Raw genomic sequence first — 17338 nt, 5'->3', positions numbered from 1 at the left:
TCTTTTACTCGTTGTTGCCGTTTTGCTTGCCAGCGGCAGCAATGGGTTCTAAATTTAATTCTTTTGCTTTCTCAATCATAAAGTGTAAGGCTTCCTCATGCTCATTAGGAATAATTCCTTCCAGAATAGCTTCTTTGATGGCATTTTTGAGCCAACCGACTTCACGACATTCTCTCAGACCAAAAAGCTTCATGATTTCTGTTCCGTCAACTGGAGGTTGCCAGTTCCGCAGCCTGTCTTTGGCTTCTATATCAATAAGTTTCTGCCGAACAATCTGAAAATTCTCAAGATGACGTTTTACACGTGCTTGGTTTTTAGAGGTAATGTCAGCTTCGCACAACGTCATAAGCGATTCAATATCGTCCCCGGCATCAAATAATAATCTTCGTATTGCAGAATCTGTTACTCCTTCTTCACTTAATACAATCGGGCGCATGTGTAGGGAAACCATTTTCTGGACAAACTTCATTTTATCGTTCATGGGGAGTTTTAATCTCTTGAAAATAGTCGGAATCATTTTTTCTCCGATGAAATTATGATTGTGGAATGTCCATCCGGAATGGTCGTCCCATCGTTTTGTCACCGGTTTAGCGATATCGTGTAATAAAGCAGCCCAACGTAACCAAAGATTATCTGTATGTTTCCCCACTTTATCAAGAACCGCCAGGGTATGGATGAAATTGTCTTTATGGCCTTTCCCTTCTTTGGTGTCAACTCCTTTAAGTGCTATTAATTCAGGGAAAATAATCGATAACAGGCCACTGTCATCGAGTAATTTAAATCCAATCGAGGGATGATTTGCTGCCATAATTTTGTTCAACTCATCGGCAATTCGTTCGGCTGATACGATATTTACGCGTTCGCAATTTTTTTTGATAGATGCAAAAGTATTGGACTCAATCTGAAATTCCAATTGTGTGGCAAACCGAATGGCGCGTAACATACGTAAAGGATCATCGCTGAATGTAATATCCGGATCAAGGGGTGTCCGGATAATTTTTTGATTCAGATCGTCAATTCCATGGAATGGATCTAACAGTTCTCCTTTGGTTTTCGACGAAAGGGATATGGCCAGTGTGTTAATTGTGAAATCTCTGCGTTTTTGATCGTCATCTAATGTTCCATCTTCCACGATTGGTTTTCGGGAATTTTTGTTGTAGGATTCACGTCGTGCACCGACAAATTCTATTTCCAGACTACCTGCTTTTAGCTGAGCTGTCCCAAATGTTTTGAAAACGCTAAGGGTAGAGTGCCGTTTCCATTTCAAGGCCACTTTCTGAGCCAAAGCAATGCCGCTTCCAACCACCATAATGTCAATATCCTTGGAAGATCGGTGTAATAATTTATCGCGGACATAACCTCCAATGACATAGCAGTCACATTGTATTTCATCAGCAGCCTCCGATATAATTTTGAAAATAGGATGTTGTATAAAATCTTGCATATTGTTGAATCAAAGAATATTCATTCAATAGAATAACTGAATGTTTGTTATCGGAATATGATGTCTGTAATCACTTCGCTTTCAAGGTAGAGATTGATTTTTATTATCAATTCATGACGAGACATCATTAAATTATGACGTAAAAGTGATGACGACAAAGTTACATAGAGCTTCTTATGCTTTATTTCAAGATGTGTAGTGTAATTGGCAACACCATTGCCCATGATTTCTCCCCACGAATTTATCAATCGTGTTTCGAGGAGTTTGCTGTTGAGTTTATGCTGTTCCTCCAGAAAGAGACGAATAGCTTCTCCCAATGTTTGTGCATTTTGGCGTTTCATGTTGTAATGTATCCCTGACGAACAGAATTGCACGCTCGTCAAATGCTGATATTATTCCCAATTGACATTGTCTTGGAATGAACTTGATTTTTGATATTTCAGGCCCTCCAGCAATGAGGATTTGACTGCAATTCTTACCATGTATGATGTATAATAACCCACTGGTACCAGTTGTGCTGACATTGACCAACAGTGCAGGTCGCGCGTAATCCCAATGTTGATTTGGGTGAATTGTTTATTTGCAAAACTATATGATGCCGACCAATTTATGTTCCATTTGGGAGTGGGCGATATGGTTCCGTTTAAGCTTAAGTTTTGTGTCCATTGCATGCCATACTCCATTGTATGATAATTAAAAATGCTTGATTGCCCATAGAGCAATGAGTAATTGAACGATAAACTCCAATGGAATTGTGGTTTTTCGTATCCATCAGCATCAACTTCGCTACTTGATGGTTTTGTTTGTTTTTTTACCGTGTCTTGTTGTGCGTTATATAGTGACGGAATGTCCGTGTTGTTCATTAATGTAGTTTGTTGCGATGGTTGTTCCTGGTTTGTGTTTTCTTTGTTTCCACTACTGTTGTGCTTGAATGTTTGATCGCTTATTGTAAAGCTTTGAGAGAAATTAGTTCCCATAAATCGTGGAAATTTACCATGTGCCCAGCGAAGCTGATTGATATGTACCGGATTTTTATTGGCGTCTAATCCATATAAATAGGGGTCAAAGGTTCCACTTAAGTTTAATGTGTAAGATTTTGAAAAAGGAAGTTTTAGCCGCAAGTTAGCATTAATCAGTGACCACCGCAATGAATCGGTTGCCAGATTATAACTTCCACTCCAACTGAAATTATCGATCAGACTGACTACTTTATACACTGGTTGATCTGTGGTATCTGATTTCTCCTTTACTTTCATTTCCACGTTATTGCTAAATGAATAGCCAATAGCTCCTGATTTCCCGGCAGCTGGATATCCATAAATTCCTCCCTCAAAAGGAGAATACAGAACGGTTTCTTTATCCATCCGCTGAGGATCCTGACTGTCTTGTACATATTTATCATATGTTTTATACGAACCCCAAATCGGGTTACTAAAGTCAGGGTTGTATGTAAAACTGATAGAAGGCTTAAATACGTGGCGAATCCGATCTATTTTGTCTCCGAAAATCTTTCGATTCGGGATGAAAAATCCATAGATCGTTGTATTTGCTGTAACACTTGCGTTAAAATTATAAGAACGATAAAAACCTGAAGTGGTGTCCCTTATGACTGATTGTGTATTACTGTTCCAGCGTTGTTGAACAGATTTAAAATACCATCGCTCTTCGTAATTTACTGCAGGTGTTATGCTTATATATTTGAATAAATTAAATGTGGCCGAAACGGGTATTTGATGATCAAATCCGTTTTGCCAGTCACGGGAGAAAGAGGAGTGTAGTAGCTTATTTTCTTTTGTCTGAATGCTGTTGGCAAATGATCCTGAATAAGACATTACGATTTTGTCGTACCATTTCTCCGGGCCAACGGTATTTGCACGTTTGAAGGGATGAATCTGACTCATGGTAACCGTCAGGTTTGGCAATTGCATGTTGATCGTTGAGTCGGCGGTACGTTGCGTGATATTGGCATTTGCAGATAAAGTAAACGGGCTGTTGGGAAACCGTTGTGAAAAGTTGATGCTGGAGCTTTTGGTATTCTGGGACATCAATGTAGGATCGTATACATTGTTGATATTGCTACGATTGTAGCCACTTGTCGAAAAGTTTACACTCCCGGATAATGTAGAATAAAGAGATGCTTTTGAGTCCTGACTGTGTGTCCATTGGATGCTCATATTGGTTGATTTGCCATAGTCTGGCATTCCTTTTTCACTGGTTATGTCCTGCCGATAGCTGAAATTCAGACTACCTCTGTATTTATACCGTTTTACATAAGTGCTGATTGCATTTACAGCCCAGGTCCCTTTTGTGTAAATTTCGCCTGTAAGAGCCAAGTCCATATAATCATTAAGCGCAAAGTAATACCCTCCGTTGTGCAGATAAAAGCCCCTTGTAAAATCATCTCCATAAGAAGGAACAATAATCCCGGAAGAATATTTACTCGTAAATGGGAAATAGCCAAATGGTAATGCCAAAGGTAATGGGACGTCCTCGATCACCAAATACGCCGGACCGGAAACAATATATTTTTGTGGCTTTACTTTGGCTCTGGTTAACTGAATATAGTAATCGGGGTGGTCTGTATGATCGCATGTCGTGTATTGCATATTCGACATATAAAACGTTTTATCACTGGTTAGCTTGGTTAGATCGCTGACGATGTAACCTTCACCTTGTTGCGTCACCGTGTGATGGATGAATCCCCGTTTGGTTTTAAAATTGTAAGTTAATTCTTTAGCATCAAACTGATTGCTTTCATCTTTGAAGGAAGGTTCGCCAACGAGCTGCCCCGTCGAATCTTTTGTCCCCATGGCATATACCAAACTGCTATCCATTTTCATCCGGATGTAATTGGCTTTCAGCTCCATTTTTTGATATTGAATGTCACCGTTCCCATACATCATCCCGGTACCATCTCCATAAAAGACAATAGAATCATTAGCCTGATAAACAATTTTATCGGTAAGTTGACTTTTGTTTTGTGTCCCTTTGGATTTTACAGTAGTAGTATCCTGGACATTTTTCGTGGTCAGTGTATCTTTTGCAGCGTGCTTTGTTTTCTGTGCATAAGCAGGAAGTGCCACTCCGGAAAGAACCATTACCCAAATTAGAGCGTACAGGAATTTGATTGTAAACGTATTATTTCTACGCATGCCACGAGAATAGAGAAGCAATTGATCGTGCAAAGATAATACTTTTTGGCGGTGCACTCAAAACACGCTTTGTTACAATGCATTTGCAAATAAATTATTATAGGATTTTATGTTTAAATGGTATAATCCTCTTGTGTCATGACAATAAAAAAGGATGAATTCAATGTTTCCCTGAATTCATCCTGTAACTGTTTGTATTAAAGAGTGTTATTTATGTGCAGGCTCTAATCCGAACGTGAATCCTTTTTTTACTTTTTCAATTAATTCCGGCAGAATGTCTTCGTATTCTCCAATAATACCAAAATCAGCAAAATGGAACACAGATGATTTTGCATTGTGGTCAATTGCTACGATTTTTTCGGCTTCTTTCATTCCGGCAATATGTTGAATGGCACCAGAAATTCCGACAGCAACATAAACTTTTGGACGGACAGTTTTCCCTGTTTGGCCGATTTGTCGGGCATATTCTGAAAATCCTTCGTCCACAACAACACGACTGCATGCCCATTCTGCTTTTATGCCTTTCTCTTTCAGCGCGTCAACCAATTGTTTGATCAATCCCAGATTGTCGCCAACAGCTCCTCGTCCTCCAGCTACAATAATATCTGCATCAAATAAGTTTTGCAAACCACCCTCCCCACGGACGGTTTGTAAAATTTCAACACGGAATTCATCTGGTGTAAGATTGGGTTTGAATGTAGATAATTTGCCGGTTTGATCTTCATTTCTTGCAGGTACTTCGAATGTTCCCGGACGTGCTGTGGAAATTTGAGGATAGACAAATCCAAGGATGGTTGCCAGTTTGCTTTCTCCATATGTTGGCCGGCGGGAGTGAAGTATAGGTTTGTTGATCACTTTGTTTTTCCGATTGACATACTCTCCAATCTCCAGTCCTGTACAATCTGCTGTAACGCCGCTGCCTGTTTTTACTCCAATACGGGGAGCAAGTTCACGTCCTGATGTTGTGGCTGCAAATAGTGCAATTTCGGGATTTCTGTCTTTTATAATTTGTGCAATAATGGATGAAAAAGGGAGTACCAAATACTCTTCCAGCTTGTCGTCTTCTACAAGGATAACTTCGTCGCAACCATGTTCGAAAAGCGTTTTAGATAATTCCCTGACATTCTTACCAATCAATATAGTCATGATTTTCGTGTCATTTCCCAGTTGATTGGCTAGTTTTCGCGCTGGAGTGAGCAATTCGAGGGATGGTCTGGCTATTTTCCCATTGGTAATTTCAGCCCAGGTTAATATTCCTTTTGCTCCGTTTCTGTTGTCTTGAATTGGAAAATCAGGGGTTTCTGCGGCTTTTGCTTCACTTGTTTCTTTTTTTGTAAGGGCATGAGTTCCTTTCTTGAAGTTATCAATCATGTTGTCAACAAGTTCACTTTCATTACGTCCTTCGGACATGATAACAGGCGGTCGTTCGCTGACAATATTTTCAACATGCGCCACAATAGTCGGTGATCCGCTTAATCCTATTTTTTCTGTTCCAAGGCCGATATCGTCAATTCCGAACACTGTAATTTTAGCGTTTCGTGCTTTTATTGCTCCTGAAAGAGAAGGTTTGCGTGGCGGAATCCCTGTTGGTGTTAGTGAAATAGTACAAGGCATAGGGAGTTTCATCATTTGGTATCCTCCCTCAATAATCCGTTTTGCAATGATATTGCCTTCTCCGTCTGCTTTTATCCGTTCAACAAATGTGGCTTGGGGAATTCCGATGTTTTCAGCTACCTGAGAAGGGACATGAGCAGTGTCTCCATCACTTGTTTGTCTTCCGGCAAGAATAATAAATGGTTCTTTTGCATCTTTGGTATATCCCAAATGTTTGAGCATGGTTGCAATTGCCAAGCCGGTTGCATATGTATCGCTACCTCCTAATTTTCTATCAGACAAAAGATATGCTTCATCATACCCCATTGAAATAGCTTTTCGTAGAGATGGTTCAAATGACTGAGGCCCCATGGAGCATACAATCAATTTTGCATCGGGATATTGTTTCTTGAGTTGTAATCCGGCTTCAAGTCCAAACTGGCAATCGATATTAATAATCGATTTTGCTTTGGTGCGGTCCATTAATCCGTCTTCTCCCATTTTCATTTCTGAAGGAAGCGGAACTTGTTTTATTAAACTTATGATTGTCAGAGCCATTGTTGTGTTGTTTATTACATATTTTGAAAATCAGGGCCGTTGCCACCATTAGGAACTGACCACGTAATGCCATCACCGGGAGTTTTTATATCACATGTTTTGCAATGCAGGCAATTTTCGGCATGAATTCTTATTTCCTGATGCCCAGCTTTGTCTGTGTGAAGTTCATATACTTCTGCCGAGCAGAAATGCTGGCATGGCGCACCGTATTGCTTTATATTGATTTCCTGAAATGACTCCGGATTATTAATCTTAACATGAGGTACTTGCAACTCATCATGAAATACTCCCGTATAGTACACATCTGTCACTTTGTCGAATGTCAAGATTTTGTCAAAGTCAAACTGCTTTTTGAATCGTTCCTGAAAGGTTTTTCCGGAAAATTCATTCAGTTTTTTTGTCATTGTACTATCGGGATGTGTTTTCAGTTTCCCAACGAATCCTGATCCACCCGTAATTAATTGTGTGGCAAAATGAAAACCGCCACAAATTAGGCCTTTGGAAAAACCTTGCCGAAAATTACGAACTGGATATAATTCTTTGTAAATTAAACTGTTTTGAATCAGAGATTCATATTGAAACAGTGTTACTTCTGAAAAATCATTTTTGATTAAAGCTTCAGTAGCTGTTTTTGCCGCCATCATTCCAGATGTAATCGCTAAATGAACTCCTTTCAAGGCAGGCATTGCTAAAAAGCCAGCACTATCGCCTACGATGAGTGCATGATCGGTGTAAAGTTTTGGAATTGAATAATACCCTCCTTCGGGCAATGTTTTAGCTCCGTATTCTACTAATTTCCCACCTTTCAAAAATTTTGCTACAAACGGATTTGTTTTCCATATCTGGAATGCATGGTGTACGTCGAATGTCGGATCTTGATAGTCAAGTCCAACCACCAATCCGACTGCAACTTTATTGTCTTTCAACCCATAAATGAATCCTCCTCCAAACTCATGCATATTGAGTGGATAACCCATTGTATGATAGACTTCTCCTGGTTTTATGTTCCCTTCAGGGACACTCCAGAGCTCTTTGCATCCTAAAGAATAGATCTGACCATTTTTCCCTTTGTCCAAATCAAACTTTTGAATTAATTGTTTTGCCAGGCTTCCTCGTGTTCCTTCAGCAAAAATGATCAGTTTGGCTTCTATTTGTGTGCCGGGCTGAAAATTTTCCATAGGCGTTCCATGGTGATCAACGCCTGTGTCTATGGTTTTTGCTCCAGCTACTTGCCCGTTTTGATATAAAATTTCGCTGACAGAAAAACCTGGATAAATCTCAACTCCCTTTTCTTCGGCCTTTTTTGCTAAATAACGGCAAAGTTGCCCCAATGAAACTGTATAATTGCCTTTGTTGTTCATGAATGGCACGTGAACGGGCATTTTTATGGTACTGTTTTTATTCAACCAAACAGTTGCATCATGAGTTACTTTTGCGTTGAATGGAATTTCTTCAAAATCAACGCTGGGCAATAAATCTCTGAATACATCGGTTTTGATGACAGCTCCGGATAAAATATGGCTTCCGATGGAATTTCCCTTTTCAATCAACAGAATTCGTTTTTTGATGCCCTTTTGTTGTAGAAGATCGGCTAAATGAATGGAAGTTGCCAGTCCGGAAGGGCCACCTCCAATAATAAGAACATCCGTATTTACAATATCAATAGGATTCATTTTGTTTGGTTTTTATTTTGATGGAGAAAATATAGCTAAATTAAATATTATGGAGTGTGTGTATTAATATGTGTTTATTGAATGGTTTGAGTTGCTTGTAACGAACAAATATAACATGAGGTTTTGTCAAGCATGATGAACAATAATATTGAAAAAATGCAATGTTGACTTTGCAAAAACCGCGCAAAATTAAATATTTTATTCTTGAATTGTTCTTCTGTCGATATGTTCAAAAATATGTTATAGAACACATTTTTGCAATGAGGATTGATTTGTAAGAGGTTGACTGCGTAAAAAGTGAATTATTATTCTTGTTTTTTTGCACAAATAAAAAAATAATGAGCAGAAAATCATTTTTCCACTCATGCTCAGGTATATTTTATGGTTTAAATTTGATGGAATGGTGAGTTGTTTTGTTTACTACAACGTTACCTGAGATAGATCACTTCAGGTATAATAATATGTTTGGCTAAATTAATTTAATTAATATGTATGTGTGTTTGGCTGAAAAATGCTTTAGTCTGCTATTTTTCCACTAAGTTCAGGATTAGCCTCAAAAATCTTATCCAAAATTTTAGTTCCAAGTGCTTCCTTTTCTTGCATGTGTCGTCTGATGGCTAAAACGGATTCATTGGTTTGCATTGTTCCTCGTACGTTTTCGAAGTCCTTCTCTTTATCATCTTCATCTCCGTCAGTTCCAAAACCAATTTTTTTACTTAACACAAACTCTTTTTTCGCATCTTCATATAGCCATTTGTCAATGTTTAAAACGGCGGACAACCATTTATTGACAACATCTATAACATCCTGGGGCATGTATTTCCCCGGGTGCTTTCCCGTCCAACGGGTTAGCATGTCAGAAGCCCAAGTCCATTCATATTGATAATAATTGAGATGAATTTTCCGAAAGGTTTGATGAATAGTTTCCAGTGTGATTTCGGGGTCGTTTTCAATCTGATCTAAGAGTGTATTCAAAGGCTGAATCGGACAAATCATTCCTGCAATATCCACCCATTTGCCGCTTCCCTCGGGCTCTGTTGCAGCTAAACAACTTTGAATTTCCTGAGGTGTAAGGGGCATATCGCTTTTCTCCAGCTGTGTAATCAAGGAGTTCCCTAAAAATTTCCAGATTGCGTTTTCATAAAGACGAATACCACGTGATAAAATCCGCGCTTCAATCACAACCCCCTGATGCTTATACAACGCGCACGTTTCATCTTTTTCACGAAGCTCAAGTAGTAAATCTCTTCCCCGTACCATACGTTCAACTGTGTATGGACTCAACAGGTTATAATTAATGCAATCCAAATGATCTTTTCCTCTTCGCATATCGCGGTGGGGCCATTTTTGGGAGTCACGAATGGTACCAATACTTCTTAAATTGATCGCCGGTGACAGGTATGACTCGTCTTTGTGTTCAATCAAATAGGAAAATGGTAAATCAGAAGTATCGCAATGAGAATAGTGACGTCCCGAAATAAACGTAAATGCTCCAACTTTTGCCGGCCAGAGAATATATGAATCGCTCCCGGTTTTACTGCCTCTTTCCACTAATCCCTGATGTATAGGGCCGAGCTTATAGAGGTGATTACTTTGATTTGATCCACTGCCCGCATTTAGAAAAGAAAACATGCCGGCGATTAATAATGTTGATTTATGATGAGTCACAGTAAAGGGGCCAGCAAAAATAGAGCAGGCTTCTCCGTGAAGCCCCTGACAATTGGAAAAGAAAAGCGATTGATCTGCTGAATAATGTTTATCGAAAATGCATCCCTGTCCTACAAAACTGTTTGATATCAAGGTGGCATTGTTGACTTTAGTTCCGGCGCATATAATGAAATTCTGCAAATGACATCCGTCCCCAATGAAAACTGGATCATCTTCAGCACTATTGACACTCCCGTTCCGCATCAAACGGACTCCTTCGATGTGGGCTGCTTCTCCGATTTTAACATTAATAATCGTATCACACCGCAATAGTTTAGCTCCGGAGGCAACAACACCGTGTGAACTTCTCACATTATTGCTGTATTGTGTGATGAGATTTTCTAAAACAGCGATCAACTGCGGACGGTGTCGGTACAAAGCAAAAATATAGGCAATTTGTGCTGATAAGCGATCATACATCATTACGCTACGGGCACCTGATTCACTTATGGCTTCTACCGCTATACCATTCCCAAATGTCGTTTCTCCTTCGACTGCCAATAATTTGATGTCAAAGACTATTGTGTGATTTTCAATGGTGTAATTAGCAATATAATCCCGAATAGTATGAATTAAAACATTATCTTCTACAATGCAATTATGCAGCCAAGCGTTGTAAATTCCTGAGTGGATAATAATTCCTCCAGGCATTTCTATTTCTGTTTGAAAGGTACCAAGACGATTGTGTCCCGTAAATTTGACCTTTTGTACAAATGAAGGATTAAATGCCTCGGTTACTTCTATATTTTCCCAGCGGTCAGCCTGACAGCCTTGCTCTTGGAGTTTTTGTATTTCTTCCGTTGTTAGTGATCTGAATGCCATAGTTCAAAATAAATAAATGATTTACTGCAATCCGTATGTGGTCTTTATTACCCTAAATTCTGTCCGTCGATTAATTTGATTTGCAATGTTTTGCTGATTAGGAGTTAATGTATTGATATAAGCATCGTTTAATATTGCTCCTTCTTTTAAGAACGGATATTTTTTGGCCAATGCAGCATCAACAGTTACAGGCTGACTGAATCCGAATCCTTTCGCTGTCAGACGGTCAGCTGAAATACCTGCCTGTATTAAATAATCAACTACTGATTGAGCTCTTTTTTCAGAAAGAGTTTGATTGAATTCCGCAGTACCGACATGATCGGTGTGTGAGTCCAACTCTATAGTGATGTTAGGATTGTCTTTTAGAATTTTGACAAGTGCATTGAGTGCAGTTTCAGAATCTTTAGTTAAAGTCCATTTCCCAAAATCATAGAATATGTTTTCTAGTTCTACAGGCTTTCCGATAGGAATCAATGTGAAGTTTAGTGAATAATTTTTGCTTTCTTTGACCTTTTCGGTAGATAGCCTATTGGCTTGATTTAAATATCCACGGCACAGCGCTAAGAGAACATATTCGACGTTAGGACTTAGAGAAAAGCGATATGTGCCATCTTTTTTTACACGAATTTTGGCATTGGTACCATCATTTCCTATAAGACGAACAAGAGCATCTCCTAATCGTTGTCGGTGATTATCAGTTACAGTTCCTGTTAAGACATATGCATTGACAGGCTTGTCAAAGCGCCATATATGATCATAGCCTTTTGTATTGCCTCTATTGGAAGAAAAAAATCCTTCCTGTTGGTTGTATTTGAAGGTTATACCAAAATCATCTGCATTAGAATTTATAGGAGGAGGCATGTGTGTTACCTTCCAACCATTTGCAGTTTTAATCGCGTGATAAATATCCAGACCGCCAAGCCCTGCATGTCCGTTGGATGAAAAATAGAGAGAGCCATCGGCTGCAACGTAAGGGAACATTTCATTTCCGGCGGTGTTGATTTGATCTCCCAAATTTTGTGGTGTTCCCCATTTTCCATTCTGAAGAATACTCATCCAAATATCTTTCCCACCAAAACCACCCGGCGCATCAGAAACAAAATAAAGAGTATCACCATGGGCGCTAATAGCAGGATGAGCAACAGTAATTGTGCTATCTTTGAAAAGTGTAATTGGTTGTGGTTCTGTCCATTCTCCTGCTGAACGGGTAGCTGTGTAGATCTGAGCTCCCAAGTTCTGCCCGTTAGCGACAGGACATCGTGTAAAATAAATAGTTCTTCCATCTTGGGTAAAGGAAGCTGCGCCTTCATCCAGATCTGTGTTAAAGCCACCTTCCATCGGACGTGGTTTTTCCCATTGATTGTTCACGTTTTTTTCTGAGATATATAAATCTCCTTGCAGAAAACCTGTTATGGCGCTGGGTTTACGTGTGGTTTTACCTGGCCGGGTGGATGTAAATACCAACGCATCCCCTTCTGTATCCATAAAAACCGGACAATAATCAGAACTGTTCCGTGAATTAAACTCTCCGGCATATTGGACTTCAAATTTGGGATGAAGTTTTGCTTCCAATGCGGCTTGCTGGCATCCTTCTACACCTGACTTTGCCAGTAAATCCGCAGGATGGCTTTTTAAGAAGGCGTTATAATTGTTGATTGCTGCTGAATAGTTTCCTAATTGTTCCATTACCTGTGCATTACGTAAATAAACAGTATCGTTTCCATATTTACTACGGATGGCAGCATAATAGGCATTAGCAGCTTTTCGGGGATCATTATCAAGCCTATTGCATTCTCCTTGCCGAAAAGCTGCGTAAGCTCGCATTTGCCGATGTTGATAACTGGCATTCGCATAAACACTTTGGTATAGTTTTCCCGCCGCATAATATTCTCCAATGGTATACTTCTTATCGGCATGTTTCAACCGCGCCTCAATTCCGCATGATTGCATCATTATGCAAAGTAGCAAAAAAACGACAGCCGATTGAAGTAATTTTCTCATGTATGGAGCAATTGATCAGCAAAAAGTCATAAAAGGTTTGAATTATAATATGTTATCATCCTTTATGACGAATAAGTTGTAATGGATGAAAAGCTTTCACAGTATTCGTACAAAGTTAGTGGTTTTTATAAAAACTCAAACAAGGGGATTAATCTAACATAAGGTCGGCCATAATGCCGTCAGAGAGCCAAAATCCAGAAGTGGTCATATAAAGAGATTCGTCTGTCAAACGCAATAAATTCCCCGAGATATATTTATCCGCATTTTGGAGGAGTCGTTGCGTTAGAAATTTTCCGAAACATTTTTCAAAATCTACAAGGCTGATGCCTTGTTTAGTTCGCAATGCAGTAATAATCTTTTCGTTATAATGATCCTTTTCAGTAAGTTGTTCTATTTCTATTTCAGGTTTATTATTTTCTATACCTGCGAGATAACGCAGATTGTTGCTGATGTTCCATTGTCGACTGGTACCATTGAAGGAATGGGCTGAAGGACCGATACCTAAGTAAGGTATGCCTTTCCAGTATGAAGAATTATGTTTTGATTCATATGCTGGTATAGCGAAATTTGAAATTTCATATTGTTCAAAGCCTGCCTTTTTAAGGTTATCTACCAGATAAAAGTACATTTCAGTACTCAATTCATCTGACGCCGGATGAACTACATTGTTAACCCATTCTTTGTATAAACTGGTGCCTTTCTCAAGGGTCAGTTGATATGCTGAAATGTGTTGAACATTCAATGCGAGGCTTTGTTGGATGCTTTGATCCCATGATTCTATTGTTTGCAAAGGCAACCCAAACATGAGATCAATGCTGATATTCGAGAAATATTTTTTAGCTCTTATTACCGCATTATTTGCTTCTTTTGCCGTATGTCTTCTTTTCAGCAAAGTAAGTTCACTATTGTTAAATGACTGAATTCCAATACTCAAACGATTGAAAGGAAGATTGGCTAACATTTGTAGGTATTCATCGGATAAATCGTCAGGATTAGCTTCAATAGTGACTTCTTTAAGATAGGACAGATCAAATGTTGATTCTATGGTGGTAAATAATTGTTGCAAATGGTACAATGACATTAGGGAGGGCGTTCCTCCTCCGAAGTAGATTGTTTCAATGTTTTCGCTGGGGAGATAACTTTTTCGCGAGCTAATTTCTATGCATAATGCATTGATGATACGATTCAGTAATTTGGTATTACCTGAAGAATAGAAATCACAATAGCTGCATTTTGATTTACAAAATGGAATATGAATATAAATTCCTGCCAAGCTCATACTTATTGATTTAATTTGAGCTTATTCAGCGTTCTGTTTTGTTCTGCTGTGCAAAGGCTGATATTTTTCAATAGATTTTGCCCCTGTTTAATCTTTAGTAAATCAATCATATATAACGGATATTATACGAAAAAATCAACTATTCGCTGCAAAGGTAGGAACGATTTGCAGAAATAAAAAAAAAGAGTAACTTTGCAGCTCGAAAAACAAAAAAGAATTTTTGTTTGATGTATATTTCGGGGTGTAGCGCAGTCCGGTTAGCGCACCTGCTTTGGGAGCAGGGGGTCGTGGGTTCGAATCCCGCTACCCCGACAATTGAGTAGCTTACTTTTTGTAAGCTATTTTTTTGCTTCTTCCTTTTTGCTTAAAATAATTGTTGTTTGATCAAACGCAGGTATGTATGATGGACAAGACATAGTTGCATGCTGTTAGAAAATGGTTTATCTTTGCAGTTATCAATTTAAAGAACTAACACACACCATTGATTTAGTAAATGTGGAATGGATTCTGTAGAGGCTAATTAAGAAAATGCAGGTTACACGTTACACTAAATAACAATTTGACAGATGAAAATTATTATTGCGGGCGCCGGGGAGACAGGGTCGCACCTGGCAAAAATGCTTTCCAAGGAAGGGCAACAAATTATTCTTTTAGATGAAGATGGATTAAAGTTGTTGCAGCTGAAAGCAACGCTTCATATTGAAACTGTGACCGGAGCTCCTGCTTCTATCCATTGTTTAAAAGAAGCTGGTGTAGAAAATGCCGACCTATTTATTGCAGTGACACCTTATGAATCGGAAAACATGACAGCATGTTTTTTGGCCGCGAAACTGGGGGCAAGAAAAACGATTGCCCGTATTGATAATAGTGAATATTTGTTGCAGGACTATAGGGAAATGTTTGCAGACATGGGCATTTCATCAATGATTTATCCAGAAATGCTAGCCGCGATGGAAGTGGTTCATGCTTTGAAAGCCACTTGGTTGCGTGAATATATGAGCTTTGAAAAAGATATTATGGTGCTAGGAGGTATCAAGATTCGTGACCATGCCAATGTTCTGCACAAACCGTTTAATTCCGGGTATTTTGACCATTCCCGATATCGTATTGTAGCTATCAAACGCAACAATGAGACGATTATTCCCAAAGGGAGTGATGAGGTTTTAAGCGGAGATCTTGTTTATTTTATTACAACACCTGATAATTTGGATTTCGTCCGAGAAGAGGCAGGTAAACGGCTATATGAAGTCAACAATATCATGATCATGGGTGGAAGCAGGATTGCCGAACGAATTGCCGAATGTATTCCTGATGATATGCGTGTGAAATTGTTTGAAATTGATAAAGACAAAGCACATAGTTTAGGCGAAAAATTAAACAATGTATTGGTTATCAATGGGGATGGGCGTGATGTCGAATTGCTTAAGGAGGAAGACATTGAGGACATGAACGCTTTTGTGGCTTTGACGGATAATTCTGAAACTAACATTTTGGCTTGCTCGGTTGCCAAACGGTTTGGTATTAAGAAGACTATTGCCGAAGTAGAAAATATGGAATATATTCCAATGGCTGAAAGTCTGGATGTTGGAGCTATCTTAAATAAGAAACTTTTGTCGGCCAGTACAATCTATCAATATACAATTAACGCAAAAGTTTCAAATGTAAAATGTTTAACCAACGTTGAGGCTGTTGTGGTGGAATTCATTGCCAAACGAGAAGGATCACGATTTACGCATACCGAGGTTAAAAATTTGCATCTGCCTGAAAATGTAAATATTGGGGCGCTAATCCGTAATGGGCAGGGGATTATTGTGAATGGAAATACAATTATTCAGCCAGATGACCATGTGATTATTTTTTGCATGATTTCAGCAATGCCAAGTTTAGAAACTTTTTTTCAACAAGCATAGGCAAATAACGAAAAAGGCTGTTGATGAATATCAGACAGCCTTTTAAAAAACGTACAACATAAGATTCATTTCACAGCTTCTGCCAGTTCGGCTCCTGATTTAAATTTTGCAACTTTTTTAGCTTCGATTGTAATAGGTTTTTTTGTAGCCGGATTAATTCCGTTGCGAGCATCTTTTTGTACAACTGAAAAAGTTCCAAATCCTACTAGACTGACTTTGTCTCCTTTTTTTAAAGCTTCTGTAATGGCATTAATAGTTGCGTCCAATGCTTTTTTGCATCGTTTTTTGTTAAACCAGCTTCGGCTGCGATAGCGCTCACCAATTCTCCTTTGTTCATAAAATAGAAAATTTAATGGTTAGAAATTAACAAGATAGCTCTTTCACTTGCAAAGATACACGATTCTCTTAATAAACCAAGAGTTTCCGATTTTTTTTTATAAAAAACCGCTTTTTCATTCATAAAATATGTTTCACAGCATAAAATCGATACTATTTTCCCTATTTTTGCTCCAAAATTATTCTTATGTTAGGTAATCAACGCACTCCATTTTCCTTTCTGTCGCCTGTAGTCCTCAATTTATTGATCATTAATGTACTGGTTTGGCTGGCGAGTATAGTCTTGCCAAGAGTTTCTCCTATTAATTTGGATGTTTTATTGGGACTACACTATTGGCAGTCAGCTGCATTTAATCCTCTTCAATTCATTAGTTACATGTTCATGCATGGATCTTTTGATCATATCTTCTTTAATATGTTCGGCTTATTCATGTTTGGCCCGGTTTTGGAGCAAGTGTGGGGAGGAAAACGCTTCTTGTTTTTCTATTTATTCACCGGCGTAGGAGCGGGCATTGTTCAGGAGTTATTCTGGACATACCAGTTAATGCCTTACATCGGATCCTCTGCGATGCATATTGTATTTCAAGGTGGTCTTGAGCCAATTACAATAGGTGCTTCTGGAGCTATTTTTGGTATACTTTTGGCATTTGCTATGATTTTTCCGGATGCAAGGCTAATGCTTTTCTTTTTGCCGATTCCTATTAAGGCGCGTTATTTTGTACCAATGTATGCTTTGGTTGAATTGGTTTTAGGAGTTGCTAATTTTTCGGGTGATGATGTAGCTCATTTTGCTCATTTAGGTGGAGCATTATTTGGATTGATTTTAATTTTGTATTGGAAGAGACGTGCTAAACTTAATTAGA

10 protein-coding genes, 1 tRNA gene and 1 pseudogene are annotated in these 17338 nt (G+C 38.7%); 3 read left to right on the top strand and 9 right to left on the bottom strand.

What is annotated here, in order from left to right:
• Positions 1-4 precede the first annotated feature (4 nt).
• From FHX64_RS13225 to hemW, 8 genes are all read right to left on the bottom strand, one after another.
• Entirely contained in the window at positions 5-1444 is a 1440-nt protein-coding gene (locus FHX64_RS13225; RefSeq protein ID WP_183414316.1) for a CCA tRNA nucleotidyltransferase, read from the bottom strand.
• Between the two features lie 47 nt (positions 1445-1491).
• A complete protein-coding gene (locus tag FHX64_RS13220) occupies positions 1492-1785 on the bottom strand; it encodes a DciA family protein (protein ID WP_183414315.1) in 294 nt (97 codons plus the stop codon).
• 51 nt (positions 1786-1836) lie between these two features.
• Positions 1837-4629, bottom strand: coding sequence for a putative LPS assembly protein LptD (locus FHX64_RS13215; protein ID WP_183414314.1), 2793 nt, complete (start codon positions 4627-4629; stop codon positions 1837-1839).
• Positions 4630-4803: 174 nt separating this feature from the next.
• Positions 4804-6747: an FAD-binding protein gene (locus FHX64_RS13210; protein WP_183414313.1), complete on the bottom strand. Its 1944-nt coding sequence runs from the start codon at positions 6745-6747 to the stop codon at positions 4804-4806.
• Positions 6748-6761: 14 nt separating this feature from the next.
• A complete protein-coding gene (locus tag FHX64_RS13205) occupies positions 6762-8420 on the bottom strand; it encodes an electron transfer flavoprotein-ubiquinone oxidoreductase (RefSeq protein WP_183414312.1) in 1659 nt (552 codons plus the stop codon).
• A 516-nt stretch (positions 8421-8936) separates the two neighbouring features.
• Entirely contained in the window at positions 8937-10949 is a 2013-nt protein-coding gene (locus FHX64_RS13200; protein ID WP_183414311.1) for a DUF4954 family protein, read from the bottom strand.
• Positions 10950-10970: 21 nt separating this feature from the next.
• Complete coding sequence (gene porE / locus FHX64_RS13195) at positions 10971-12950, bottom strand: PorE family type IX secretion system protein (protein WP_183414310.1); 1980 nt, start codon at positions 12948-12950, stop codon at positions 10971-10973.
• A gap of 148 nt (positions 12951-13098) precedes the next feature.
• Positions 13099-14229 carry a radical SAM family heme chaperone HemW gene (hemW, locus tag FHX64_RS13190; RefSeq protein WP_246392487.1) on the bottom strand — a complete coding sequence of 377 codons (1131 nt, stop codon included), beginning with the start codon at positions 14227-14229 and terminating at the stop codon, positions 13099-13101.
• Between the two features lie 237 nt (positions 14230-14466).
• Between hemW and FHX64_RS13185 the strand changes: the two genes are divergently transcribed.
• Positions 14467-14541, top strand: a tRNA-Pro gene (locus tag FHX64_RS13185).
• A 254-nt stretch (positions 14542-14795) separates the two neighbouring features.
• The gene (gene trkA / locus FHX64_RS13180; protein ID WP_183414309.1) at positions 14796-16139 is read left to right on the top strand and encodes a Trk system potassium transporter TrkA; all 1344 of its coding nucleotides are present in this window, start codon (positions 14796-14798) and stop codon (positions 16137-16139) included.
• Between the two features lie 65 nt (positions 16140-16204).
• On the opposite strand, the pseudogene FHX64_RS13175 reads toward trkA, so the two are convergent.
• Positions 16205-16476, bottom strand: a pseudogene (locus tag FHX64_RS13175) (HU family DNA-binding protein).
• 186 nt (positions 16477-16662) lie between these two features.
• Here FHX64_RS13175 and FHX64_RS13170 point away from each other — a divergent pair.
• Positions 16663-17337 carry a rhomboid family intramembrane serine protease gene (locus tag FHX64_RS13170; RefSeq protein ID WP_183414308.1) on the top strand — a complete coding sequence of 225 codons (675 nt, stop codon included), beginning with the start codon at positions 16663-16665 and terminating at the stop codon, positions 17335-17337.
• The last annotated feature ends 1 nt before the right edge of the window (position 17338 follow it).

The organism is Microbacter margulisiae (assembly GCF_014192515.1).
GTDB classification, from domain to species: Bacteria; Bacteroidota; Bacteroidia; order Bacteroidales; family Paludibacteraceae; genus Microbacter; species Microbacter margulisiae.
Note: the sequence above shows the minus strand (reverse complement) of the source record. Positions and strands in the feature narration are given on the sequence as shown.